21 protein-coding genes and 1 tRNA gene are annotated in these 24401 nt (G+C 56.9%); 5 read left to right on the forward strand and 17 right to left on the reverse strand.

Annotated features, from left to right (window positions below):
* Nucleotides 1–29 precede the first annotated feature (29 nt).
* From SK58_RS18265 to SK58_RS18275, 3 genes are all read right to left on the reverse strand, one after another.
* Nucleotides 30–317 (reverse strand): helix-turn-helix domain-containing protein, encoded by a 288-nt coding sequence (locus SK58_RS18265; RefSeq protein WP_015571209.1) that lies wholly within the window; start codon nucleotides 315–317, stop codon nucleotides 30–32.
* The gene (locus SK58_RS18270; protein WP_017382553.1) at nucleotides 298–627 is read right to left on the reverse strand and encodes a type II toxin-antitoxin system RelE/ParE family toxin; all 330 of its coding nucleotides are present in this window, start codon (nucleotides 625–627) and stop codon (nucleotides 298–300) included. The genes SK58_RS18265 and SK58_RS18270 overlap by 20 nt, the downstream gene beginning before the upstream one ends.
* Nucleotides 628–766: 139 nt before the next feature.
* On the reverse strand, nucleotides 767–1636 hold the full coding sequence (locus SK58_RS18275; RefSeq protein ID WP_048220292.1) for a helix-turn-helix transcriptional regulator: 870 nt from the start codon (nucleotides 1634–1636) through the stop codon (nucleotides 767–769).
* A gap of 107 nt (nucleotides 1637–1743) precedes the next feature.
* Here SK58_RS18275 and SK58_RS18280 point away from each other — a divergent pair, with 107 nt between their 5' ends.
* Nucleotides 1744–3180 carry an MFS transporter gene (locus tag SK58_RS18280; RefSeq protein WP_048220293.1) on the forward strand — a complete coding sequence of 479 codons (1437 nt, stop codon included), beginning with the start codon at nucleotides 1744–1746 and terminating at the stop codon, nucleotides 3178–3180.
* 67 nt (nucleotides 3181–3247) lie between these two features.
* Nucleotides 3248–4492 (forward strand): mechanosensitive ion channel family protein, encoded by a 1245-nt coding sequence (locus tag SK58_RS18285; RefSeq protein ID WP_022650531.1) that lies wholly within the window; start codon nucleotides 3248–3250, stop codon nucleotides 4490–4492.
* On the opposite strand, the gene SK58_RS18290 is transcribed toward SK58_RS18285, so the two are convergent.
* The 9 genes from SK58_RS18290 to SK58_RS18330 form a co-directional block, all read right to left on the reverse strand.
* Nucleotides 4493–5464 carry a LacI family DNA-binding transcriptional regulator gene (locus SK58_RS18290; RefSeq protein ID WP_045344575.1) on the reverse strand — a complete coding sequence of 324 codons (972 nt, stop codon included), beginning with the start codon at nucleotides 5462–5464 and terminating at the stop codon, nucleotides 4493–4495.
* A gap of 75 nt (nucleotides 5465–5539) precedes the next feature.
* Complete coding sequence (locus SK58_RS18295; protein WP_048220294.1) at nucleotides 5540–6682, reverse strand: Gfo/Idh/MocA family protein; 1143 nt, start codon at nucleotides 6680–6682, stop codon at nucleotides 5540–5542.
* On the reverse strand, nucleotides 6675–7700 hold the full coding sequence (locus tag SK58_RS18300; RefSeq protein ID WP_023296060.1) for a sugar phosphate isomerase/epimerase family protein: 1026 nt from the start codon (nucleotides 7698–7700) through the stop codon (nucleotides 6675–6677). Before SK58_RS18300 ends, SK58_RS18295 begins: the two co-directional genes overlap by 8 nt.
* 15 nt (nucleotides 7701–7715) lie before the next feature.
* A complete protein-coding gene (locus SK58_RS18305) occupies nucleotides 7716–8951 on the reverse strand; it encodes an MFS transporter (RefSeq protein WP_015571216.1) in 1236 nt (411 codons plus the stop codon).
* Nucleotides 8952–9267: 316 nt separating this feature from the next.
* Nucleotides 9268–10653 carry a phenylalanine transporter gene (gene pheP, locus SK58_RS18310; protein ID WP_048220295.1) on the reverse strand — a complete coding sequence of 462 codons (1386 nt, stop codon included), beginning with the start codon at nucleotides 10651–10653 and terminating at the stop codon, nucleotides 9268–9270.
* 102 nt (nucleotides 10654–10755) lie between these two features.
* Nucleotides 10756–12729: a PhoX family protein gene (locus SK58_RS18315; RefSeq protein ID WP_048220296.1), complete on the reverse strand. Its 1974-nt coding sequence runs from the start codon at nucleotides 12727–12729 to the stop codon at nucleotides 10756–10758.
* A 127-nt stretch (nucleotides 12730–12856) separates the two neighbouring features.
* Nucleotides 12857–15040 (reverse strand): TonB-dependent receptor, encoded by a 2184-nt coding sequence (locus SK58_RS18320; RefSeq protein ID WP_023296057.1) that lies wholly within the window; start codon nucleotides 15038–15040, stop codon nucleotides 12857–12859.
* Between the two features lie 200 nt (nucleotides 15041–15240).
* Nucleotides 15241–15516: a DUF1471 family periplasmic protein YahO gene (yahO, locus tag SK58_RS18325; RefSeq protein ID WP_017382562.1), complete on the reverse strand. Its 276-nt coding sequence runs from the start codon at nucleotides 15514–15516 to the stop codon at nucleotides 15241–15243.
* A 225-nt stretch (nucleotides 15517–15741) separates the two neighbouring features.
* Nucleotides 15742–15818 (reverse strand) — tRNA-Arg (locus tag SK58_RS18330).
* Between the two features lie 303 nt (nucleotides 15819–16121).
* On the opposite strand from SK58_RS18330, the gene SK58_RS18335 reads away from it, so the two are divergent.
* The 3 genes from SK58_RS18335 to fimZ all read left to right on the forward strand — a co-directional run bounded on the left by SK58_RS18335 (nucleotide 16122) and on the right by fimZ (nucleotide 18967).
* A complete protein-coding gene (locus SK58_RS18335) occupies nucleotides 16122–16784 on the forward strand; it encodes an EAL domain-containing protein (RefSeq protein ID WP_017383241.1) in 663 nt (220 codons plus the stop codon).
* Nucleotides 16785–16808: 24 nt separating this feature from the next.
* Complete coding sequence (locus SK58_RS18340; RefSeq protein ID WP_017383240.1) at nucleotides 16809–17525, forward strand: helix-turn-helix transcriptional regulator; 717 nt, start codon at nucleotides 16809–16811, stop codon at nucleotides 17523–17525.
* An 809-nt stretch (nucleotides 17526–18334) separates the two neighbouring features.
* Nucleotides 18335–18967 (forward strand): fimbria biosynthesis transcriptional regulator FimZ, encoded by a 633-nt coding sequence (fimZ, locus tag SK58_RS18345; protein ID WP_003858901.1) that lies wholly within the window; start codon nucleotides 18335–18337, stop codon nucleotides 18965–18967.
* A gap of 50 nt (nucleotides 18968–19017) precedes the next feature.
* Here fimZ and sfmF read toward each other — a convergent pair whose 3' ends face one another.
* Genes sfmF through fimI form a run of 5 tightly spaced genes read right to left on the reverse strand, consistent with a single transcriptional unit; the run spans nucleotide 19018 to nucleotide 24391 of the window.
* Nucleotides 19018–19539 (reverse strand): fimbria assembly protein, encoded by a 522-nt coding sequence (gene sfmF, locus SK58_RS18350; protein ID WP_023296055.1) that lies wholly within the window; start codon nucleotides 19537–19539, stop codon nucleotides 19018–19020.
* Between the two features lie 9 nt (nucleotides 19540–19548).
* The gene (fimH, locus tag SK58_RS18355; RefSeq protein WP_017383238.1) at nucleotides 19549–20556 is read right to left on the reverse strand and encodes a type 1 fimbria D-mannose specific adhesin FimH; all 1008 of its coding nucleotides are present in this window, start codon (nucleotides 20554–20556) and stop codon (nucleotides 19549–19551) included.
* Nucleotides 20549–23107: a fimbrial biogenesis usher protein gene (locus SK58_RS18360; RefSeq protein WP_048220297.1), complete on the reverse strand. Its 2559-nt coding sequence runs from the start codon at nucleotides 23105–23107 to the stop codon at nucleotides 20549–20551. The genes fimH and SK58_RS18360 overlap by 8 nt, the downstream gene beginning before the upstream one ends.
* A 14-nt stretch (nucleotides 23108–23121) precedes the next feature.
* The gene (gene fimC, locus SK58_RS18365; protein ID WP_017383236.1) at nucleotides 23122–23814 is read right to left on the reverse strand and encodes a type 1 fimbria chaperone FimC; all 693 of its coding nucleotides are present in this window, start codon (nucleotides 23812–23814) and stop codon (nucleotides 23122–23124) included.
* A 34-nt stretch (nucleotides 23815–23848) separates the two neighbouring features.
* Nucleotides 23849–24391 (reverse strand): type 1 fimbrial protein subunit FimI, encoded by a 543-nt coding sequence (gene fimI, locus SK58_RS18370; RefSeq protein WP_017383235.1) that lies wholly within the window; start codon nucleotides 24389–24391, stop codon nucleotides 23849–23851.
* Nucleotides 24392–24401 lie beyond the last annotated feature (10 nt).

Consider the following 24401-nt stretch of genomic DNA (forward strand, 5'->3'; position numbering starts at 1 on the left):
TGGCACGCCGGCTATCGGCGTGCCCGTTTTCAGTAAAGCGTTATCTGCGGATGCTTTACCCCGCACACCAGCGCATAACGCGTTAATGTATCGAGACTCGCCCGGGTAATATTTGCTTCCATTCGTGATACCGTCGGTGCGCTGACGCCCATCCGCTCCGCCACCTGGGCGCGCGTCAGACCAGCATGATTGCGCCATTGCGCCAGCATCTCCCGCAGGCGTTCCTTGCGCTCTTCTGCATCAAAGGAAGCCTGAACTTCTGAATCGCTTAACAGTTCAGCTCTGAGTTCGTCCCAGTCAATAATCTTTTTGCTCATCCAACATCTCCTGTTGTCGTTTCAGTGCCAGACGGAGTTCAGCAGAGGGCGTTTTTTGCGTCTTCTTGATAAACACCCGCAGCAGAAAAATGGTTCTTTCCCGCTGATAAACGTAGATCCCACGAGTATGGATCAGCCCGACGGTTCGGATTTCGAACAAACCATTGGGTAAGGGTTTGCTGTCAGGTTCACGCAATACTGTCGGGTTGTTGCGTAATTTATCAAGCTGGCGAATCAGCTTCGCCTGTACTCCCGCAGGCAATGAGAGGATCTCCTCCCTGACTGCCGCATGAACGATAAGTCTGAACACTGTATTTCATCCCTTATAATATTAGCATGTAAGGTAATTTGCATTAAAGGATAATTTTGCCTTTCGTGATTCACCTTACCAGCTTATTCCAGGCAGGGCCGGATCCGCGTTGATTCCCTGAAAGTCCCTCGCAAAAAACTTACTTCCCCTGCTCCGCCAGCCACGCCATCGCCTTCTCCCCTGCCTCATCCACGGGTAAATAGACCAGCAGCCGCGATCCGTTTCGCGGGGCGGAGTACCAGTACATCTGCTGGAGATGAAAATCCCCCAGCTCGGGATGGGTGAACAGCTTGAGCTGGTTCTCCACGCCGCGCACGTCGTTACGCTGGTGCCACAGGGTTTTGAACTCTTCGGACACCGCAAAAAAACGCGCCAGCTTCGCTTCCCAGAGCGGGTCGCCACGGTGCTCAGCCATGGCCGCGCGGAAGTAGGAGACGAAAATCGGCAGCACGTCGTCACGTTTGCCAAGCCGCGCGCGCCACGCCGGATGGGTGAGGAACAGGTAAATACAGTTGCGATCTTCCGGCGGGATGGCGTTGAAATCGACGCCCATCAGGTGGCCGAAGCTGTCGTTCCACGCCACGATATCGAAATTCGGTTTCTGAATACTGGCAGGTTTCGGCATCAGGGTATCCAGCAGGCGACGCGTGCCTTCGCTGATCCCCTCGCAGCACACCGCCTGCGGGGCTTCGCCCGGCGGCAAACCGGCGAGCACAAAAAGATGCCGGGCTTCGGTCGGGGTGCATTGCAGCGCTTTTGCGATGGCGGCCATCACCGCGCTGGACGGATTGACGTCCCGGCCCTGTTCCAGCCAGGTGTACCAGGTCACGCCGACATCCGCGAGCATCGCCACCTCCTCCCGGCGCAGGCCCGGCGTGCGGCGGCGGCCGCTGCGCGGCAAGCCGAGGCGCTGCGGATCGAGGCTTTCGCGCCGGGCACGCAAAAACGCGCCCAGCTGCTTGCGGGTGTCATCCTGGAGAGAGGTGACAGGTTCAGACATCAGCGTCATAACATCTCCTGCATGGTAGTGTCAGTACCAGTATAAGCAAGAACTGGTACCCGTTTATCAGATGGTTGATGCTACGACTCTACGCTGTTTGACGCAATGGAGTCACCATGAATACGTCAGTTGTTTCACCGGGTCGTGCGGGCCTGATACTGCTGTTAACCGGCCAGATGCTGCCGCTGATTGATACCTCAATCACCAACGTGGCGCTGGATTCCATCACCCATTCATTACACGCCACCGCCACCGAACTGGAGCTGATCGTCGCCCTCTACGGCGTGGCCTTTGCCGTCTGCCTGGCCCCCGGCAGCAAGCTGGGCGATAACCTTGGCCGCCGTCGCCTGTTTATGTGGGGCGTGGCGTGTTTTGGCCTGGCCTCGCTGCTGTGCGGCATGGCGGGCAATATCGAACAGTTGCTTGGCGCGCGCATTATTCAGGGCGCGGGCGCCGCGCTGATCATGCCGCAAATTCTCGCGACGTTGCATGTGACGTTAAAAGGAACGGCACACGCCAGAGCGATCAGCCTGTTCGGGGGGATCGGCGGAATTGCGTTTATCGTCGGCCAGATGGGTGGCGGCTGGCTGGTGTCGGCGGACATCGCCGGGCTGGGCTGGCGCAACGCCTTCTTTATCAACGTGCCGATTTGTCTGGTGGTGCTGGCGCTGAGCCGTCGCTACGTGCCGGAAACCCGCCGCGACACGCCGTCGCGCATTGACTGGACCGGGACTGTCCTGCTGACGGCGATACTGTGCTGCCTGCTGTTCCCGATGGCGCTCGGCCCGCAGTGGCACTGGTCGTGGCCGCTGAAGGCCGCACTGCTGGCGATTGTGCCGCTGGCCTGTTTGATGGTGCTGAACGCGCGCAAAAAAGAGCGTGAGAATGCCCACCCGCTTATCGCGCCGCGCCTGTTGCAGCTGCGCAGCATCCGCTTTGGCGTGCTGATTGGGATACTCTTTTTCAGCGTCTGGTCCGGGTTCATGTTCTGTATGGCGCTGACTATGCAAAGCGGTCTGGGGATGGCGCCGTGGCAGTCCGGGAATAGCTTTATCGCGCTCGGCGTCACCTATTTTATTTCTGCCTGGTTCGCCCCACGCCTGATTGCCCGCTACAGCACCAGCGCCATCCTGCTGACCGGGCTTGCGATTCAGCTTGTCGGCCTGGTGGCGTTGATCGCCACGTTCCGTCACTGGGGAATGCAGAATACCGCGCTGACGCTGGCCCCGGCCACCGGGCTGGTGGGTTACGGGCAGGCGCTGATTGTAAACAGCTTCTACCGTATCGGGATGCGCGATATTCAGCCTGACGACGCGGGGGCCGCGAGCGCGATTTTAAGCACGCTGCAACAGGCTGCGCTGGGGCTTGGCCCGGCCATTTTCGGCGCGATTTTGCTGCACGGGCTGCAAAATCATCACGGAGATTATACCCAGGCGGTCAACGTCTTCCTGATGGTGGAAACGGCCATGATGGGGGTGCTGGCGCTGGCCACGCTGCGTATGCGCCATCGTCTGTGTTTACCGGTCGTCAAGGCCTGTCCGGCGACAAAATAAAACTGCCTGAATTTGCATAATAGATCCGCAGCCGCCATTATGGGGCTGCATCAATACAGGAGACGTTATGCAGGAATTAATTGCTCAGGTTGAAGAGTTAGGGATTGAAATTAATCACACCACCTCTTTAGTGATTATCTTTGGTATTATTTTTCTTACAGCCATTATCGTTCATTTTATTCTGCACAAAGTGGTGCTGCGCGCATTCGAGAAACGCGCCCAGGCCAGCAGTCATTTATGGTTGCAGATCATTACGCAGAACAAATTATTTCACCGTCTGGCGTTTACCCTCCAGGGGATAATCGTCAACGTCCAGGCGGTTCTGTGGCTGCAAAAAGGCAGCGAAGCGGCGGAATTACTCACCACCTGCGCAAAATTGTGGGTGATGGTTTATGCCCTGCTCTCCTTCTTCTCGCTGCTGGACGTGATTTTCAATCTGTCGCAGAAAATGGCTACCGCCTCGCAGCTGCCGCTGAAGGGGATATTCCAGGGCATCAAGCTGGTGAGCGCCATTCTGGTGGGAATATTAATTATCTCCCTGCTGATCGGTCAGTCACCCGCCATTCTGATAAGCGGCCTGGGTGCGATGGCTGCCGTTCTGATGCTGGTCTTTAAAGACCCGATACTGGGCTTAGTGGCGGGCATTCAGCTCTCCGCCAACGACATGCTCAAGCTCGGCGACTGGCTGGAGATGCCGAAGTACGGCGCTAACGGCACGGTGACCGACATCGGCCTGACCACCGTTAAAGTGCGCAATTTCGATAACACCATCACCACCATTCCGACCTGGGCGCTGGTGTCCGATGCGTTCATCAACTGGAGCGGCATGTCCGCCTCCGGTGGCCGCCGCATCAAGCGCAGCCTGAACATCGATACCACCAGCATTCATTTCCTCGACGAGCAGGAGCAGCAGAAACTGATTCAGGCGAAACTGCTGAAGCCGTATCTGGCCGCACGTCATGAGGAAATTAACCTGTGGAATCAGCAGAACGGCGAAGGGGAATCGGTATTAAACCTGCGCAAGATGACCAATATCGGCACCTTCCGTGCCTACCTGAATGAATATCTGCGTAACCACCCGCGTATTCGTAAAGATATGACGCTGATGGTGCGCCAGCTCGCGCCGGATGCCAACGGGCTGCCGATTGAAATATATGCCTTTACCAACACGGTGATCTGGGCGGAATACGAAGATATTCAGGCCGACATCTTCGATCATATTTTCGCGGTGGTGGATGAATTTGGCCTGCGTATTCACCAGTCGCCAACCGGAAACGATATTCGCTCGCTGGCTGGCGTCATCGCCAGATAATCAGGCGCTGGCGCGGGAAATAAAGCGCCAGTCCATCATGACCCTTTCCGTGGGCGCATCCGGGTTGTCGATTTTGTTCAGTAACAGATCGACCGCCTTGCGCCCGATATCCCGCGACGGCTGTTCAATGGTGGTGAGTGAAATCATCTCCGCCAGCTCAGTGCCGTCAAAGCCGACCACCGCGATATCTTCTGGCACCCGCAGCCCTGCCTGCTGTATGGCGCGCAGCGCCCCCGCCGCCAGCGTATCGGAAACGGCAAATACCGCATCCGGCGGGTTTGCTTTTAACAGGTTTTGCATCGCCGCCATGCCCGCACCGGAGCTGAGTTCGCTGGCGTACTCCACCGCCTGATAGTCCAGATCCCGCAGGTGTATGACGCTCTTATAGCCGCGCTCGCGCAGACGGGCATATTTGTAGCTGAGGTCGTGGTTGATCAGCGCAATGCGTTTGCGTCCCCCGTCGGCAAGCTGGCTGACAACGTGCTGGGAGGCATCAACATCATTAATCCCCACGCAGGAGACCGCGCCCGCATCGGCGTATTCAGCGCACTGCACCCACGGCGCGTTGCCAATCAGCGCGGCCAGCTCCGGCAGTTTCGAGAATGCATCCATGGTGATAATGCCGTCGACGATTTTGCCGGAGAGCAGGCTTAAGCCCGAGCGGGAGCGCTCAATATCCGAGCCGGAGTTGCACAGCAGAATGCGATAGCCGTTCTTTTCCGCCTCGGCTTCAATGCCCTTCACCACTTCGGCGCAGAACGGGTTGGCGATGTTCGAGACCATCACCAGGATCATATAGCTGCGGGCAGTGCGCAGCTGACGCGCCAGCAGATTGGGCTGGTAGTTACTCTCCTGGATCGCCTGCAAAACGCGCTCGCGGTTTTTCGCCTTCACGGTATCGCTGTTATTCAGTACGCGGGAGACCGTTGCCACGGATACCCCGGCCAGTTGAGCGATTTTCTGAATTGACATAGCGACGATACATCCTGCGGTTAGCGTTTTGTGCAGGCTACCACAAATTGATTGCCCGGCGAACCGGGCAATGCGTCAGTATTCCACGCGCACCCAGCGCTGCTGCTGATGGCTTTTCACAATCGCATCAATGATATACATCACACAGGCGCCATCGTGGAAGGTGGCAAACTGCGGATTATCCGGCATCGCGCCCGCCTGCACGGCACGGTAAAACTGCGCCATCATATTTTTAAAGGCATCCGGCCAGCCTTCAATGTGCCCGCCGGGGAAGTGGGCGCTGTCAGCCACGTCAGGGTTCATCAGGCCGGGATCGTCGCTGAGTATCTGGTTTGCCCTGGCGCGATGGCCGATCCACAGCTGCTGCGGGATTTCCTGATCCCACGCCACCGACTGCTCGCTGCCGTTAATTTCAAAGGTCAGGCGATTTTTTCGCCCCGCGCTCACCTGCGAGACGCTAAAGCTGCCCTTGCTGCCGTCGTCAAAGCGGAACAGCACCGAACCAAAGTCTTCGGTGGTGACCGGTTTGTCTTCATACTCCGCCTGCTCGTCATGGGAGAAGGTCTGATGACCGCCCACGCTGGCCTTGCGCGTCGGCCAGACGGTGGATAAATCAGCCATCACCCCGGTAATGCGCCTGCCGGTCACATACTGTACCGTATCGCACCAGTGGGAGCCGATATCCGCCACCGCCCGCGACGCGCCGCCGAGTGCGGCATCCACCCGCCAGTTGTAGTCGGTTTCCAGCAGCATCCAGTCCTGTAAATAGCTGCCGTGCGAGGCAAACAGCCGCCCGAGGGTGCCCGCGCGCATCATGCTCGCCGCCTGGCGCACCATCGCAAACTGGCGATAGACAAAACTCACGCCATGCACCACGCCTGCCTGCTCCGCCAGCGCCACCAGCTCGCGCGCCTCGTCCGGCGTCATGCACAGCGGCTTTTCGGAAAACACGTGCTTGCCCGCACGCAGGATCTGGCAGTTAATCTCCGCGTGCAGGTGGTTCGGCGTGCAGTTGTGCACCGCGTGCAGATTAGGGAGCGCGAGCAGTTCCTCCACGCTGGCACAGGCGTGCGGCACATTGAGCTGGTGCGCCTTTTCCTGCGCCTTAACGAGCGAGCCGTCACAGAGCGCGACCACCTGCACAAACCCGAGACGCCTGAGCGCCTCGATATGTGCCGGGCCAATAAACCCGCTGCCGATAATCCCGACGTTAATCATGGCTGCCCCCTGCGGCGAAATCATCAAACGCCCGTCCGGAAACCGGGATGATATGACGGCGGATAAATTCACTACCCTCACTCGCGCCGGTATCGCCATCCTTCAGGCAGCACTCCCACTCCAGCACCGCCCAGCCGTCGTAGTCGTACTGGGTCAGCTTGCTGAAAATGCCCTTAAAGTCGATCTGTCCGTCGCCGGGCGAGCGGAAGCGTCCGGCGCGGTTGATCCACGGCTGGTAGCCGCCGTAGACGCCGCTGCGCCCGCTGGGGCGGAACTCGGCGTCCTTCACGTGGAACGCTTTAATGCGCGCATGGTAGATATCAATAAAGGTCAGATAGTCCATCTGCTGGAGCAGCATATGGCTTGGATCGTAGAGAATATTACAGCGCGGATGGTTATCGACCAGCGCCAGAAAACGCTCGAAGGTGACGCCGTCGTGCAGATCTTCCCCCGGATGCAGCTCAAAGCAGACGTCCACGCCCTGCTCGTCGAAGGTATCCAGAATCGGCCGCCAGCGGGCTGCCAGCTCCCCGAATGCATCCTGAAAACGCTGCTCGTTGTGCGGCGGCCACGGGTAGAAAAACGGCCAGGCCAGCGATCCGGAGAAGGTGGCGTGTGCTTTCAGGCCTAATCGGGCCGAGGCGACCGCCGCCTGCTTCAGCTTCTCCGTCGCCCACGCCCGTCGCGCCGCATCGTTACCGCGCACGGAAGCAGGGGCGAAGTGGTCAAACGCCTCGCTGTAAACCGGGTTTACCGCAACAAGCTGCCCCTCCAGATGGGTCGACAGCTCGCTGATGACCAGCCCATGCGCGGCCAGCCTGGCGGTGATGTCGTCGCAGTAGGCCTGACTCTCTGCGGCTTTCTCCACATCAAAAATATGCGGATGGTTGCAGGGGATCTGCACCGCTTTGTAACCCTTCCCCGCCGCCCATCCTGCCAGCCCGTCGAGCGTGTTGAAGGGCGCTTCCCCGCCAATAAACTGCGACAGAAAAATGCCCGGTCCTTTCATTGTCCTCATACCACCTCCTGAACGTTACGCCTTGTCATCGTCATACTTAAACGTGAGAAGGAAAATCAGCGCGATCGCCGCGGCAGCCACCGCCGGGATCCACCAGAATGTGACCCACGCCTGCGGCACGGTCTGCCCTGCCACCAGACGGTTGTAGAGCGCGCCGGAAATCTGCGAGCCGAGCAGCATGCCGATGCCGTAGGTGAACATCACGATCATGCTCTGCGCCTGGCCTTTGACCTTTTCGCCCGCCACGCGGTCGGTGTAGATAAAGCCAACGACAAAGAAGAAATCGTAGCAGACGCCGTGGAGCAGAATGCCGAGATACAGCAGAATGCGCCCCTCCTCGCTGACGCCCAGCGCGAACATGGCATAACGCACGAACCACGCCAGCATGCCGATCAGCAGCATATATTTCACGCCCAGGCGGCGGAACAGCAGAGGAATAACCAGCATGAAGACGATCTCAGACATCTGCCCGAATGACATGGCGGTGCTGACGTCGGCAATGCCGGCATCCGCCAGATACGAGGCGGTGTAGGCGTAATAGGTGCCGAGCGGGACGGAGATCAGCATCGCGCAGACGGAGAAGACGAAGAAGTGGCGGGTTTTGAGCAGCGCGAAGGCGTCCGCGCAGAAGAGATCCCGCACCTTTACCGGCAGGCCTTTCGCCGGGGCGGGCGTGTGCGGCAGCGTCAGGCTGTAGATCGCCAGCAACACGGAGCTGACCGCCGCCACCTGGAAGATGGTGACGCTGGACGCCACGCCGGTGACGCCGATGAAAATGCCCGCCGCGATCCAGCCGATGGTGCCGAACACGCGCACTACCGGGAAGGTTTTATCCACGTTCGCCAGACTGTGAAACGCAATGTTGTTGGTCAGCGCCAGCGTCGGCATATAGCAGAGCGTATAGCCAAACAGCAGGCCAATCAGCAGCGCGCCGTTCTCAGCAATCAACGCCCCCGGCACGAACCAGAGGATCGCCGCGCCCGCGAGGTGCATCACCGCCATCACCTTCTGCGAGGCGAAGAAGCGGTCCACCAGCATCCCGAGCACGAACGGCGAAAGAATGGAAGCGATGGGTCCGGCAGAGAACGCGTCGCCAATCAGCAAAGACATGTTGTGCCGGGTCATCACCAGGCCAAGCGTGACCGACCAGCTACCCCAGATAAAAAATTGCAGAAACATCATCAGCGACAGACGCGGCACCAGCAGCCGGTGCTGCGTTATCGCCTTTTCACTACTCTCAGTTGACACCATGATAAGCCTCACCCGGAAAAAGTAATCGATTACAAATTCGTTCAAATGAAAAGTAATCGATTACAAAACAAAGATCCTCTGGATCAAAACAGAATTGGGAGGGGAGTCACGATAACGGTGAAGGGGAGGTGCCGGGTGACGGCTGCGCCTTACCCGGCCTACTAAATAACGTCCCCGAACATGTAGGCCCGGTAAGCGCAGCGCCACCGGGCGTGAAGGCGGGCAGTGTGGTGCGGTCTGGTGCCCTCACCCCGGCCCTCTCCCACAGGGAGAGGGTGCAAACACTAAAAACGGCAACCAGGTTGCCGTTTTGCTTTTACCTTCGTGAAAGCTTAAACGCGATAAACAGGAACGCCACCCACACCGGCAGCAGCATCGCTGACAGGCGCATCTCATCCATGGTGCACATCAGCACCAGAATCAGGCCGAGGAAGGCGATACAGAGGTAGTTCCCCGCCGGATAGAGCAGCGCTTTAAACTGCGTCTCGCGCCCCTTGCGTCGCATCGCCGCGCGGAAGCGCAGGTGCGCCAGGCAGATCATGATCCAGTTCAGCAGCAGCGTGGCGACAACCAGCGCCATCAGCAGGCCAAACGCCTCTTTCGGCAGCAGATAGTTAATCAGCACCACCAGCGAGGTGATAGCGCCAGAAAGGAACAGCGAATTGATCGGCACGCCGCGACGGCTGACGCGGGTGAGGAACTTCGGCGCGTTGCCCTGTACGGAGAGGCCAAACAGCATGCGGCTGTTGGAGTAAACCCCGCTGTTGTAAACCGACAATGACGCCACGAGAATGACGAAGTTGAGCGCCGAAGCCACCACGTTGCTGTTCAAATCGTGGAAGATCATCACGAACGGGCTACTGTCAGATTTCACTTCTACCCACGGATAGAGCGCCAGCAGCACCACCAGCGAGCCGATATAGAACAGCAGGATACGGTACACCACCTGGTTGACCGCTTTCGGAATGCTTTTGTGCGGATCGCGCGCTTCAGCCGCGGTGATGCCAATCAGCTCCAGCCCGCCGAAGGAGAACATAATGACCGCCAGCGACAGGATCAGCCCTTTCCAGCCGGTCGCCAGAAAGCCGCCGTGCTGCCACAGGTTGTCGATGCTTGCACGCTCGCCGCCGTGACCGGAGAACAGCAGCCACAGGCCAAAGCCGATCATGCCAATAATCGCCAGCACCTTGATGAGCGCAAACCAGAACTCGGTCTCGCCATACAGGCGCACGTTCACAAGGTTAACGGCGTTAATGATGATGAAGAAGGCCGCGGCCCAAATCCACGTCGGCACGTCCGGGAGCCAGTACTGCATATAGATGCCGGCGGCGGTCAGCTCTGCCATGCCCACCAGCACGAACATCACCCAGTAGTTCCAGCCGGAGAGGAAGCCTGCGAACGGCCCCCAGTATTTATAGGCAAAGTGTGCGAAGGAGCCGGACACCGGCTCTTCAACGACCATCTCGCCGAGCTGGCGCATGATCAGGAAGGCGATAATCCCGGCGATAGCGTAACCCAGCAGAACCGCCGGGCCAGCCATTTGAATGGCGGGGCCGATGCCGAGAAACAGCCCGGTACCGATCGCGCCGCCAAGGGCAATTAACTGAATATGTCGATTTTGCAAACCACGTTGCAGCGTCGGACTCTGATCCGACGAAGCTTCAGCGCTACCATGGCCTGAAGCGGATGACGCGTCTTTCACGCCCTACCCCTGTCTCTTTTTTAGAAGGGGCACGTTTTAACACTTCATGCTGGTGGTAGCAAGCTTAACGCCGGGCCAGCGCATGCGCCCGGCGGATAAACGTCACGACCCGATGAGCCCGCCGTCCGCTTTGGTAATCACCACCGTTGACGATCGCGGACGCCCGTTCGGGCTGGCGTCTGGCCAGTTGGAAACGGCGCGCGGATTGGCCGGGTCGGTAATATCATCCCCGCCCTCCCCCGGATGCTGAATGTTGATAAACAGCGTGCGGTTGTCCGGCGTAAACGCAATGCCGGTGATTTCACATCCGCGCGGCCCGGTCAGGAAACGGCGATACTCATTGGTGCCCGGAATGGTGGCGACCATCTGGTTATTGCCCATCCCCTCGTACGCTTTCTTATTGATGGTGCTGGAGGAGACGTCGGTCTGGATCCACAGCACGCCCTGATGATCGAACGACAACCCATCCGGGCTGCCGAATGCCGCGCCCTGCATCGAGCCTTTGGCCTTCGGATCGTCGCTGTCGGTGCGCCCGGCCATAACCAGAATATCCCACTTAAAGCGTGCGGCGGCAGGATCGGCGCCGTCTTCGTGCCAGTGCATGATGTGCCCAAACACGTTGTTGGCGCGCGGGTTAGCGGCATCGACCGGCGCCTTGCCCTCCTTCCCGCGATCGCTGTTGTTGGTGAGCGTACAGTAGACGCTGCCGCTGGCGTGCGGATCGACGGCAATCCACTCCGGACGATCCATTTTCGTTGCCCCCACCGCGTCGGCCGCCAGGCGGGTTTTGATCAGCAGATCGCCCTGGCTTTCAAACCCGTTGCTTTTATCCAGGCCATTTTGCCCGAAGATCAGCGGCAGCCAGTCGCCGCTTCCGTCCTGGTTGAACCTGGCGACGTACAGCGTGCCGGACGTCAGCAGCTGCATATTGGCTTCCCGGTTCGCGCGATCGTATTTTTTGTCGGAGACAAACTTATAGATGTACTCAAACTTCTGGTCGTCGCCCATGTAGACCACCACGCGATTATCGGCGGCGAGCGTGACGGCGGCCCCCTCATGCTTGAAGCGGCCCAGCGCGGTGTGCTTGCGCGGCGTGGAGGTCGGGTTGTAGGGTTCGATCTCCACCACCCAGCCGAAACGGTTGGGTTCGTTAGGGGTTTTATCGACGCTGAACCGCTCATCCACCTCGTTCCAGCGATAGGACTCATCGCTGTCGCTAATGCCGTAGCGTTTTTCCAGCGGATTGAGATCGGCTTTTTTCACAAAAATGTCCGACCAGTTCTCCTCGCAGGTGAGATAGGTGCCCCACGGCGTATGGCCGTTGGCGCAGTTCTGCATGGTGCCCAGCACGCGCTCCCCCTGCGGGTCGGCGGCGGTTTTCATTAACTCCTGATGCCGTGCCGGGCCGGTAAGCTGCATCGGCGTATTGACGGTAATACGCCGGGCGAAGGAAGACGGACGCACCACCTCCCAGCCGCTGCCCGTTTTTTTCACTTCCACCACCGACACGCCCATCGCATTCTGCCCCTTGCGGGCTTTGTCGAGGCTCCAGTTCGCCGTGCCGTCGGTAAACAGCATCCCGTTATCGATGTATTCATGGTTCAGCGCCAGCAGGCCATGCTCCGGGTTTTGCGCCCCCTGCGGCAGGCTAAACCACGCCATGCCGTCGTGGTGCATGCCCGCCTGCACAGCCTGTTCGTCTGTGGTATTACTGGCGTCCGGCTTAAATGCCGGCATGTTGTCTTTGATTCCCGTCGGATCACCCCAGCGATAGAACGGGCGGGCAATATAGCCTTCTGGCACCCTGACCGTGTCTTCCGTGGAGACGTCGATGCTGGTAAAGCCCAGGGAAACCGCTTTTGCCAGCGCGGAAGGCTTCGATACCGCGGCAATGGCATTTTCGGGTGTGATCAGATACGGGAATGATACGGCGGCCCCCGCTACGGCCCCCATCTGGAGAAAACGGCGGCGGGAGAGGAACACCTCTGCAACCTCGGAGAATACCGGGTTAGCGCTGCGGTTACTGATATCGTCGCGATGTTCTTTTTTAAATACGGATTTGAGGGGTCTGCCCATAGCGGCTTCCTGTCATTGGCCAAGAGGTAAGGATGTGGCGACCAGTGTAAGAAGCTTTTATTACAATTTTATAACACGACAACGAAGGGATTGGGGCGTCCCTGCCCCGGATAACGAGGTGGAACGCTTAGAACTCGTAGCCAACCGAGACCTTAAAGGTACGCGGCTCGCCCTGAGTGATGTAAGTACCGGAATCGTCCACGCTTGACCAGTAGTTCTCGTTGGTCACGTTGTCGATGCCTGCCCGCACGGTCATCTGGTTTTCATTGTGGTTCACCGCGAAGCGATAGCGCATGCCCAGATCCAGCGTGGTGTAGCTGTCCAGCTTTTTGGTGTTCGCAAGATCGGCATACTGCGTGCCGGAGTGGTTAACGCGTGCGGTCGCCGTCAGGCCTTCAATCGGCTTGATATCGTACTCTGCGCCCAGCACGGCGTAGAAGCTCGGAATACCGATCGCATCGTTGCCCTGATTGACGCCGTTTTTGGTTTTGGTCAGCTCGGCCTGCAACCAGGTGGCGCTGGCATTCAGACGCATCCCAAGCATTGGCTCGCCGAAGACGTTCAGCTCCACGCCGCGGTTACGTTGTTCTGCATCCAGGCCGTAGTGACCGCTGTCGTCAAGGATCGCCGACGGCATTTTGATCTCAAACAGCGCCAGGGAGCCGCCCACGCGGCCAAAGTCCGCCTTTACGCCCACTTCGTTCTGCTTAGAGTGCACGATACCGGTGCTCTGGCCGTAGTTAGTAGCAGTGTTCGGCGCAGTTTCACCGGGCTGTAACGCCTCGGTGTGGTTGGCGTAGAGGGAAATTTCCTCCCACGGTTTATAGACTACGCCGTAGGTTGGCATCCAGCGGCTGCCGTCGAAACCGTCCGCGTCGTTTTCCGCGCCGGTGATTTTGTTGTACCCGCGGATGACAACTTTCTGATGACGTGCGCCTGCGGTGAACAGCAGCTTGTCATCCAGCACGCCCAGGGTATCACTCAGCAGCCAGCCCTGCGTGCGGGTGCGCCCGCTGGTCAGCGGATCGCTGTATTTGCCGCCAGAGCCGCTGAAGTTGCTGCTGTCCGGCATAGCCACGCCGGTGTTGTGGTAGATGTTGGTGGTCGGATTATCCGCCGCGGCCGACATTTTCCACGCGATTTTTTCGTTTTTGGTCATCGCCGAATACCCGACGTTCACCTTGTGCGAGACGAAGCCGGTAGTGAAGTTACCGCGAATGCCCGCCATGCCGCTGACGGAATCGCTGATGCGGTTGGTATCAAGGCGGCTGACCGTCGCATTACCGCTCTTATCGAGGAGCTTCGGCGCGCTGTAGATCCCTTCTTCGTGCGCGTGCTGCGCGCCGAGACCGGTATATGCCGTCCAGCTATCGGTGATGTCATACTCGCTGCGCCACATCCCGAACTCGTTTTCGATATCGCTGTAGGCCCACTTCTGTGAGAAGTTACGATCGTTCTTCGGCGGTTCAGGCACAAAGTCCACCGCCGAGATGTTGACGCTGGTTGGGCTGCCGTGGAAGGTTTTTTTCTGGTAGCCCAGGTCCAGCGAGGTGCGGAAGCGGTCGCCTTTGTAATCCAGGCCGGTGGAGAGCAGCGTGGTGCGGCGGCGGTCGTTCGGCACGCCGGTTTCGCCTTCGCGATGCACGAGGTTCACGCGCGCGCCAAACTGGTCGTTATCACCAAAGCGACGACCCGCATCCAGCGTGGTGCCAATCTGGGAATCCGAGGTGTAGTCAACGCCCACTTTCGCCTGCGGGGTGTCGCCCGCGTGTTTGGGCTCAAGGTTGATCATCCCGCCCACGCCGGAGCTTGCGGCGCCGTTCATCAGGGAGTTGGCCCCTTTGAAGATCTCGATACGGTCGACCATCTGGGCATCCACCACCTGACGCGGCAGCACCCCGGACAATCCGCCAAAGGTCATATCGTCGCCGTCAAACTTCAGGCCGCGAATGCGGAAGGTTTCCGCGCTGTTGCCGTAACCCTGAACAAATTGCACGCCCGCGTCGTTGGCAACCACGTCAGCAATGGTTTTTGCCTGCTGATCTTCCACCAGCTTCGAGGTGTAGCTGATGATGTTGAACGGCACGTCCATGGCGTTCTGCTGACCGAGCATACCCATGCGCCCGCCGTTCGCCACCTGGCCGTCGAGGAAGGCTGGAAGCAGCTGGTCACCACCGGGTTTGAAATCACTCCCCGCCGTGGACTGGACCACGATGGTGTCCTCTTTTTTCTCATCCGCCGCAAAAGCGGAGTGTGTAACCGCGCCGATGGCAATCGCCAGCAGCGTTTTGTGCATTGTGGTGTTGTTCATAATGAGCTCTTAACGTGCGCGCAAAAATGACCCGTTGTCGGGCCTTAAAAGTTATTAAAAGAAATGCAAATGAGAACTATACGCATTATGAATGCGTAATCAAGTGTCAACGGACATCTCTGAGCGAGAAGAGACAAGAAACAAGGCTGGCGGGAGGTATGGCGCGCAACCACCCCGAAATAGGGGTGGTTGCTAAGGCATTATTTTTTCTTGAAAATATCGGCGGTACCGTGAATTTTGTTGTTGGTATTACCGGAAGTCAGCACCAGAACATCAGCACCTTCTTTATCGGCTTTCTCGATCAGCTCTTTTTTCGCGTCGTCTACCGAGACTTCATTGGAAGTGCTAACCGTACCGATTTTTTCATACTGTGATTCCACTTTCTCAAACTCGTTTTTCGTCAGCAGTTCAGCCGCAAAGGTATTGGTGGTAAACAGAAATGCAGTGCCCATCAAAATAGCAGTCGTTTTTTTCATAACCTTTTTCCTTGAGATTAATCAGCAACTACGAAAAGCCCCACGAGTAAGAGTGAGGTGATATGAGCATGGTAGAGGAATAGCAAAATTGCCATAGGGTAAGAAAAATACTGTTATAACAGTCAATTGTGCTGTGAAAAATGTGCGTTAACGCTACTTTCGCGAGGGGTATTTCATGGAGAAAATCAGCAGGACGTCGCGCAGGCGGCAATCTGTGAAATTTAATGGCACGCCCTGTAGGATTCGAACCTACGACCTACGGCTTAGAAGGCCGTTGCTCTATCCAACTGAGCTAAGGGCGCACGGAGAAGAGTGTACTTCGCGGTGGTGAAACGCCTGGAATTATACGGTCAATGCGTAGTGAGTCAATGCCTTTTCCGCCTTCTCTGGCGATAATGACTAGCTGATTGTAAATACGGCTGTTTTTTCAACATTTATCCCTCTTTTACGGGCTGCGAAAAGGCTTAGCCGCTTTTAAGTAACGCCTGCTGTTTTCCTGTTTACTTCACCTTCACACTGTCCAGCGGTAACCCGGCCGCCTGGAGGCTGGAAGTGAACAGGACGACGGAGTGACAGCGCCAGACCAGACAGGTTTTCCCTCGTGCGTGCAGCACATCTCACACGATATTACAGGCATTAAGCTTGAACCCATTGTCGCCCTCTCATCTTCGCGCACGGTGGGGGCCGAAGTGCTCAGCGTGCTGTCGCCGCATCAGCAAAACGAAAGCTTTTTCCAGGACTGGTCCGCCGCCCGGGCGCTTATGCTGCTGGAAGCACAGATCGCCGCGTTAAAAAACCCCTTCCCCTGTGACAACCTTTTCATAAATTTGCCGATAACCGTTCTGACCATACCGGAAATGTTCCAGCGTTTACTGCAACTTAACAGCCCACCGCTGAACATTGAACTCGTGGAGCCTGCCTCGTTCTTTACACTCTCAGACCCGGCGCGTCTGAGGGTGAGTTGTGCGCTTCAGCAGTTGACCGCGCGAGGACACCGGATCTGGCTGGATGATATTGATGAAGCGTCAGGACAAGCATTTTTATCCTGCCGCCTGCCATTAAGCGGAATAAAAATCGATAAGATCGCTTTCTGGCGTTTACGTGAAACGCAGGCGCTGACACAGCTGGTCACCCTTTGTTCAAAAATCGCTGCGAATGTGCTTATTGAAGGCATTGAAACAGAACGGGACCGTACTTGCGCGCTTCATGCTGGCGCGCGCTTCGGTCAGGGATATTATTGGCCATCCTGGAGATGGCAGGAGGACTGAACGGTCATCGCCAAGAGGGAAGCTATGCGAATGACAGTGCGCCGTTACCGGCGTCGTCGGACAGGAAGTGATTCACTGGGTTCTACGCACTCGCCTTTTGCTCTCCCATTTTTTGATCGTCTCGAATATTTGAGCCAGTCAATCAACCAGACCCGCAAAACCGATGCTCCCTTTATCATTCTGGTCACACAGGATAATTTTTTCCGTTCCGGTTTACTGAGCGGGCAGTCGCCCCTGAGCAATTGCTGCGACTATTCCACGCTGGAAGCCGCCCTCAGTGATTTAAATCACTGGCCTTCATCGCGTCTGGTAATAGACATTGAGAGCCGCGCCTCGCCGCTCATCGACCTGCTGGACCGATTACGCCGCCACAGCCTGTTCGCCCCCTACCTGACACCCTACCTGCTCGTCCGCGCCGATGATTATGATGCTCGCCTGTTTTGTAAAGCGGCTGGCCCTTTTCATGTGCTTGAACGCCAGCTAACGGCGCTGGCTATGCAACAAACCTTGCTGGAAGCACCGTCACCGGCCGGCAACCGCAAAGAGTGGTTTTCACGGGATGAATGGCCGATCTTACAGGCGCTGTCGCAGGGGAGCTCCTTGCGGCAGATCGCGCAGTTACAGAACCGCCCCTACAGCCGCATTATTTACCGTCTCAGCTGCATCCTGGCGAAACTTGGGCTGAATCATCGTCATGAGTTGCTACATCTTCTCAACAACCTCTCAGATTTCACGTATTAACGTATTCAGTAACTTCTTAATTCCTAAAGACCTTTAGGAAATTACTTAGGATGTATGTTAAATTTTTGTGTTTTTTAACAAAACTTTCGATTTTATAACTATTCCTAATTCCAGGTCTTAAACCATGCGAAATGCTGCCGGTACGCTCAACGAGAGTGATTTTATCCATGCGTTAAGGTTCTGGCGCTTCAGTTAACAGGATGATAATGGTGTAAAAACAAGCGATTCACCTGTAAAAGAATGCGATGAGAGGTGAAGAAAACAGCAGATAGTACTGTTCTGTTGTTGGGAACGGCAATTTGCCAGGAGGCGTTTGAAAGGGAGAGATGACGCACGAAATGGCGGATTTCAGGGATGGCAGGCAGGCGGGATGTTGGTTGTCACAGTCTGCCCGCTGTTAACATTCATTTAACATACAGTAAAATCGTTTATTTTTTGTTATTACATAAAGATGAAAGTGTGTGGTAAATGCAATATCAGGACATTTTTGCTAATTTTAAAAAGTTAGTGATTCAGATCCAGAACATAATAATCAGCAATATATGGATATTAATTTACAGGCTTTTCGGACAATACTTAAACGGTATAATAAGACGTGTTTGACACGCGAATAAGAAAAATCATTTTGCCATAACCAGCCTTATGAGATAACTGCGCTGAGGCATTGATATCACCACTACGTAAACAAGGATGCTTTCGCTCTTCCCAGGGACATTTACCGTACAAGGATCTGCGCAATTATCCTTCCGGCTTTTCGAGAGTTTTAACAAAACTCAGCATAACGCTTTTAACAATCTGAGGCATAAAAAATGAAACCGGCATCCGTTATCATTATGGACGAACACCCTATCGTCAGAATGTCGATAGAAGTCCTGCTACAGAAAAATAAAAACATCCAGGTCAAACTGAAGTCAGGCGACAGCCACGAGGTGCTTGACTGTATACGCAACCACCCCATTGACCTGGTCATTCTCGATATTGAAATGACGGGCACGGATGGGTTCGTATTACTGAAAAGAATCAGGAACTTAAATAAAGACATTAAGGTTCTTTTCCTCTCTTCGAAATCTGAAGCCTTCTACGCAGGACGCGCCATCCGCGCCGGGGCAAATGGTTTTGTCAGTAAGCGAAAAGATCTGGGGGAAATTTATAACGCGGTGGAAATGATCCTGACGGGCTATTCCTTCTTCCCCTCAGAAACATTGAGTTTTATAAACCATCTGGGCTCGCGGACGGGCGCCGCTGTGGATATGCCATTATCAAATCGTGAAGTGACGGTTCTGCGATATCTGGCGAACGGATTATCTAATAAGGAGATTGCGGATCAATTATTACTTAGCAACAAAACAATTAGCGCCCATAAGTCTAATATCTTTTCCAAGCTGGGCGTGCAAAGTATCGTTGAATTAATTGATTACGCGAAGGCGCACGAATTACTATAATCCTACCCTCTCCCTGCAACATATAACCGTTACAGGGAGAGTGGATACGATTAATTATAATTAATCATGAACGTTGCATCGGCGTCAGCCCGTCCCGGCTGCGGGTTATCCGCCGTGGCGATATAATTGGCATAAAACGAAAGTTCCGCATTTCCCTGCGCATCCACCGCCACCGTCTGGCTGGCCTGCTGCAACGCGAGGCGCGTTTTATCCCGATCGAGGATCTCCACGGCCACGTTGCTGGCCGCGCTGGCATCATTCAGCGCCAGCAGGCTGTTATCATGCCCGTCCATCTTCCCCGTAAATGTGACCGAAGCCGCCCCCGGCGGGCATCCGGTCAGCTTCAGGGTGAACGGTACAGGCTGCGTCCGGCTCCCCGTTGTGCGAAGCTGTTTCGTGGGCCAGGTGCCGAGCGTGACGGTTTTATTGCTGTCGTCCCCCTCCGCCACGCAGGTAAAATCCACGATATTGCCGTAGAGCTGAATGTTAATTTCCCCAAGCGCCGTCTCTGCGTGTGCAGGGGAGCAAAGCGCAAAGAGCGCGACGGCTAAATACCGCATTCCGTTTCGCATACCTGCTCCTTAGTCGTAGTCGACGCGTAAATAGCCGCGAGAGGTAAAACGCCCCTCGGCAGGTTTTTTACCGGTCACGCTGACGGGCCACGCGCGGATCCCCACCTGCGCCTGAGCGCTGTCGTCCAGACGGAACGGGATTTTGCTGGTCAGGTTGTTGGGCGTCAGCGGCACGCCATTACTGTTGGCAATCACAAAACCCACATCCGCGTTATCGGAAACCAGCGTACTGCCTGAAACTTTCTCCGCTTCAACACGCATCGTGAGCATGGCGTTCGCCTCGACGTTGGTGCATTTGATGCCGATGGTTTTGCTTTGCGCTGAGATCCCCTCCGGCTTATTCCCGATGCCTGCTTTACTGAACAGGGAGGCGCCGATGTCTCCGAAATCGAACTCCACCACATTCCCGGCATTAATTTCACAGCTCTGAGGCACCTGAATGGTCCCGCTGTAGCTGATGGTATAGACCGGCGTGGTGAGCGGATCCGAGGAGGTCGTGGTGACGTAAACCCGGAACATGGTCGCCCGGGGGATCACCACCATATTGATAAAGCGTCGGGTCACTTTAAGCCGGAAGACGAGGCTGGAATCCTGTACGCCAAACGGTTTGTTTTTAGACACATTCGGGTGGCTCCCCATCTGAATGTAGCTTTTGGGCGGATAAAACGTGCCAGCGTAGCTGTCGGTGATTTTCATCGCCCCGTCCAGATAGTCGTTTAGCTTCAGATACTGGTAGCCATCGCTGGTGCCCGTGACCGGGAAATCGGTAACATAGCTGCGCTTGGTGGTGTTCCCGGACGTTCCCTTAGGACAGACGGCGTTGACGCCCACCCACTGGGACTTCTCGCTGAGCGTGACAATCTGCCCCACCTGGTTATTGGAGCTGTTGAATTTATCCGTCAGGTCGTAATACACCTCCGTCGGCACGCCATTTTCATTGACGCAGACCGTGGCGAACGCCTCAGATAGCGGCAAAAACGCCAGCAGGGATAGCCCCAGATAATGGATTTTATTCACAGCGGATCCCCTTAAGTGTGATCGCCTGTTGCAGGCTTTGTTCTGGCAGGCTGTAGGGCGCACGACACTGGGACTGTTTCCCGTCTCCCCACTGAATCAGCAGTTCTCCGCTCAGCGGCAGCCCGCTCAGGTAAATCTGACCGTCATCTCCCACCATGCTGGTTACGCCGCTCTGCGTCTCACGCACCACCGCCCCAAACGGTACAGGCTGGTTATCACGCTTCACGGTGAGCAGCGCACGCACGCCGATGCGGGTGTCAAAACTGGCGCGAACCAGCGCACCGTTCGTCGGTACGACGCTGGAAACGTTATTTTCAATGTCGGTGTTGTTGCTCATGGTGTTGGTGTCGAGCGCCACGCGGTTGTAACGGTACACCGTGGCGTACGGCATCACCGCATAGCCACGCCAGTCTGTTTTGACGCCGGTCTGGTTTTCGACGCTCACGCCTGACGCGCCCGGCGCTTTGATCAAGACGTTGGTATCGCCCAGCGGCTGACTGAATGTGATGCCGTCTGAATGCCCTACCACGCCGCCGGAGAGCTGCCAGTTGAGGTCGTGCTGATCCCGGGCGTAGTTGTAGCCCACGCCCAGCGTGCCGTACGTTGCCTGCCAGTTAGCGCTGGCGCTGCCGCTGGCACCGTTATTGCTGGTGTGACCCTGCGTGATGCTGTAGTTCAGGTTACGATCCTGGAGCAACGTCCCGCTGATCCCGGTCTGCCAGCTGGTATCACCGTCGCTGTTACGGCTGGCTGAGGCCGTGGCATAGGCCCGGTCGATCGCGTTATCGCGACGGTAGCCGTGACGGGTAAACAGGCTGAACGGGACGGAGACGTTGAACGAGGCGATCCGGTCGGTTCCGTCAATGCCGACGGCCTTGTTCCACGACCAGGATAAGGCGTAGCTGACCCCTTTCACCCCGCCCGCGTAGCCAAGCTGATACCAGACGTTGGACTCGCTGGTGCCCCAGTAACTTTGCTGGCTGCCCGACACGTACACCGAGCCGTAATCGCCGAGAGACTGGGAGATATTGAGCTGGAAACGCCCTTTTTTATTCAGCGTCAGGTTGTGATAGCTCTGCACGTCCGGCACGCCGTCATCGTCCTGATCGTCGCCATACTGGTAGCCTTCCATTGTGCGCCAGGCCACATCGTCGAGGGTGTAGAAGCCTTTGGTCGAGTAGCGATAGCCCAGCAGCTGGAAGTTGGTGCCGAATCCGTTAAGGGATTTTGCGTACAGGAACCGCAGGGACTGCCCTTCATGGCGACTGTCATCGGCAAGCTGGCTGCGGGCATGGGTGAGATCAAGTGAAACCGCCCCCCAGTCACCGAGGTTTTTACCCGCGCCAATAGCGATGGCAGTATAGCGCGAGGCCAGCTGCGTTCCGCCGTACAGCGTGTAGCCGTCGGCAAGACCCGCAATCATCGTACCCTGAGTAAAGAACGGCGTGTCCTGCTCGCTGTTGCCGCTGCGATAGTCCCCTGCCACCAGATCGTATTTCCAGCGCCCTTCACGCTGGAGCAGCGGAACGGTGGAATACGGAACGGTGTAGCGCTGCTGGCTGCCGTCCTTCTCTTCCACCGTCACCTCCAGGTCACCGCTTGAGGAGGTCGGGTTAAGGTCAGTTATCGCAAAAGCCCCCGGCTGCACGTAGCTCTGGTAAATCACGTATCCGTTCTGGCGGATCACCACTTTGGCAGGGGTGCGGGCGATTCCGCGCACGGTAGGCGCGTAACCTTGCAGGCTGTCCGGGTACATACTGTCGGACGAATAGAGGCGACCACCGCGAAAACCAACGCTGTCGAAGACATCGTTACCGGTGTTGCTGTCGCCAAGCACCAGCTCGCTTTTCAGCGGGATGATCGTACGCTGCGCCCAGGTACCAATATTTTGCCAGCTGCTGCGCCGCTGGCCGTTGCTTTCGGTATAACGCCACGCGCCGTTATTGCGTAATCGCCAGGCGCCATAGTTCAACCCGCTTTGCAGGTTCAGATAGTAGCTGTCGTCGTCGCTGCCCCGGTTGCCGGTAAAGCTGTAGTTCAGCAGCGCGGCGGGGATGCCTTCATCCCACTGTTCAGGCGGAATATACCCGCGGGCGCTGTTTTGCATCGCCACCTGAGGCAGGCTGACGTTCAGGCGCAACGAGGCGAAGTTGAACGCCGTTTCGCTGCCCGGAATAGCCGTGGTGAGCGGAACGCAGGTATCGCCCTGCACGTTGCTCAGTTCCGGGAAGGCGGCGATATTGACGCCAAAGCGATCGAGCATCGCGCGCGTAATGCACGGCGACAAACCGCCCGCGACCGGCGGCGTGTTGTCAGCTTGCTCAAACCGCACGTCCTGCGTGCCGATAAACTCATCATTACGCCAGATATCGACGCGATAGACGCCCGGTGCCTGCTGGTGGCCTTTTTCAAAACGCGACAAATCCGCCACGTTCGCCGTGTCATCGGAGAGAAACGCCGGGTTAAAGTAGCTTTCGCCCCAGCCAGCGAGTGGCCAGAGCGTTGCCATCAGTGCCAGCGCAACCGGGCAGTAACGCCATTGAGTGTTCATCGCCCTGTCTCTGCTCACAGGCTGACGCTACGCGCCGGCGTAATGGCGCCATAGTCATTCACACTCTGCCAGGAGAGCGTGCCGCTCGCAGCGGCAGGCAGCACCTGCTGTGCCGAGCTTTTAGGGGCAACCATCAGGTTATCCAGCGTCTGACCGCCGAGCTTCAGATTGACCAGCGTGACGTAATACGGCGAGGCATTGCTCACCTTAAGATGGTTGCCGACGCGCTCAAAGCGCAGCTGTGAGAGCGCCTCTTCCGGCGGCATCGCCAGGTTAGCCGGGCGAACAAACAGCTTGATACGTGACAGAATAGCCAGTTGCAGGACGTTGTTGCCGTCCTGATGTTTTTTGCTGACGGAGGGAATCGCTTTGACGTTCATGTAAAAGAGCGATTCGCGATCGGCAGGCAGCGCCGGGCCTGCGTAGATAATGCGCAGGGTGTTTTCGCTGGCCGGCTCGCTGACAAACAGCGGCGGCGTGACGGCAAAGGTTTTTTCCTTTTGCCCGTTGGCATTTTCTATCCACGCGTTAATTAAATAGCGCTCTTGTTTATTGCTGTTGGTGATCGCCAGCGACGTTTGTTTGGCATCGGCCGGATAAATAACGCGCGTCGCGCCCAGCGCAATCCCGCCGGACGCATTCGCGCTGGCAGAAACCATCATCAAAATAAAAGATAAAAACAGTCCAGGTTTAATCAGGGTGTTCATCACAACCGTACCTTTAATAATTAGTTCGCAGGCGTCAGGGATAAATCAACGTAAACCAGACATTCGACTGAATAGTGCCTGGTACAAGGTGTTCGGAAATTGCCCGGTAGCGGGCGCTGAAATGAAATACCAGCTCGCGGGTGTCAATGGGTAACCAGCTCACCGCCGTCGCGTTCGGGATGATCTGACGTTGCTGTTCGTCAAAAAGCGCCAGCCCGACACCACTGCTGACCGCATTTTCCCCCGGCCGCGATGTCGCCAGGAAAACCTGCGGGTCTTCTGCCGGTGTCACTCCCTGGAACTGGATCCCCACGGTGCGGGAGACGTCCACGCTGCAATCCAGCAGACGTACGGTGAAAGGCACATTAACCGTGGAAAAGCTGCCGACGCCGGAAAAGGCGTTTGTGCGGTATTGCCCCATATCCACGCGCATATTCTGGCTGTCCGGGGCCACGGCGCAGCCGCCGTTAACCAGCTCTCCCCTGAGGTGTACTTTGCCGCCGTCTATGACCACGGTATGTGCGTTTACCGCTGAGGCAATCGCAAGGGCACACAGCAGTATCCCAGTCCTTGTCATCCTTCGCTCC

This window comes from Enterobacter sp. BIDMC93 (assembly GCF_001037805.1).
Classification (GTDB): domain Bacteria; phylum Pseudomonadota; class Gammaproteobacteria; order Enterobacterales; family Enterobacteriaceae; genus Enterobacter; species Enterobacter hormaechei_C.

Bases quoted from the DNA above. Each gene is read 5' to 3' on its own strand.
- SK58_RS18265 (WP_015571209.1), bottom strand. From the start codon at position 317: ATGAGCAAAAAGATTATTGACTGGGACGAACTCAGAGCTGAACTGTTA.
- SK58_RS18275 (WP_048220292.1), bottom strand. From the start codon at position 1,636: ATGACGCTGATGTCTGAACCTGTCACCTCTCTCCAGGATGACACCCGC.
- SK58_RS18280 (WP_048220293.1), top strand. From the start codon at position 1,744: ATGAATACGTCAGTTGTTTCACCGGGTCGTGCGGGCCTGATACTGCTG.
- SK58_RS18285 (WP_022650531.1), top strand. From the start codon at position 3,248: ATGCAGGAATTAATTGCTCAGGTTGAAGAGTTAGGGATTGAAATTAAT.
- SK58_RS18290 (WP_045344575.1), bottom strand. From the start codon at position 5,464: ATGTCAATTCAGAAAATCGCTCAACTGGCCGGGGTATCCGTGGCAACG.
- SK58_RS18295 (WP_048220294.1), bottom strand. From the start codon at position 6,682: ATGATTAACGTCGGGATTATCGGCAGCGGGTTTATTGGCCCGGCACAT.
- SK58_RS18300 (WP_023296060.1), bottom strand. From the start codon at position 7,700: ATGAGGACAATGAAAGGACCGGGCATTTTTCTGTCGCAGTTTATTGGC.
- SK58_RS18305 (WP_015571216.1), bottom strand. From the start codon at position 8,951: ATGGTGTCAACTGAGAGTAGTGAAAAGGCGATAACGCAGCACCGGCTG.
- SK58_RS18315 (WP_048220296.1), bottom strand. From the start codon at position 12,729: ATGGGCAGACCCCTCAAATCCGTATTTAAAAAAGAACATCGCGACGAT.
- SK58_RS18320 (WP_023296057.1), bottom strand. From the start codon at position 15,040: ATGAACAACACCACAATGCACAAAACGCTGCTGGCGATTGCCATCGGC.
- yahO (WP_017382562.1), bottom strand. From the start codon at position 15,516: ATGAAAAAAACGACTGCTATTTTGATGGGCACTGCATTTCTGTTTACC.
- SK58_RS18340 (WP_017383240.1), top strand. From the start codon at position 16,809: ATGCGAATGACAGTGCGCCGTTACCGGCGTCGTCGGACAGGAAGTGAT.
- fimZ (WP_003858901.1), top strand. From the start codon at position 18,335: ATGAAACCGGCATCCGTTATCATTATGGACGAACACCCTATCGTCAGA.
- sfmF (WP_023296055.1), bottom strand. From the start codon at position 19,539: ATGCGAAACGGAATGCGGTATTTAGCCGTCGCGCTCTTTGCGCTTTGC.
- SK58_RS18360 (WP_048220297.1), bottom strand. From the start codon at position 23,107: ATGAACACTCAATGGCGTTACTGCCCGGTTGCGCTGGCACTGATGGCA.
- fimC (WP_017383236.1), bottom strand. From the start codon at position 23,814: ATGAACACCCTGATTAAACCTGGACTGTTTTTATCTTTTATTTTGATG.
- fimI (WP_017383235.1), bottom strand. From the start codon at position 24,391: ATGACAAGGACTGGGATACTGCTGTGTGCCCTTGCGATTGCCTCAGCG.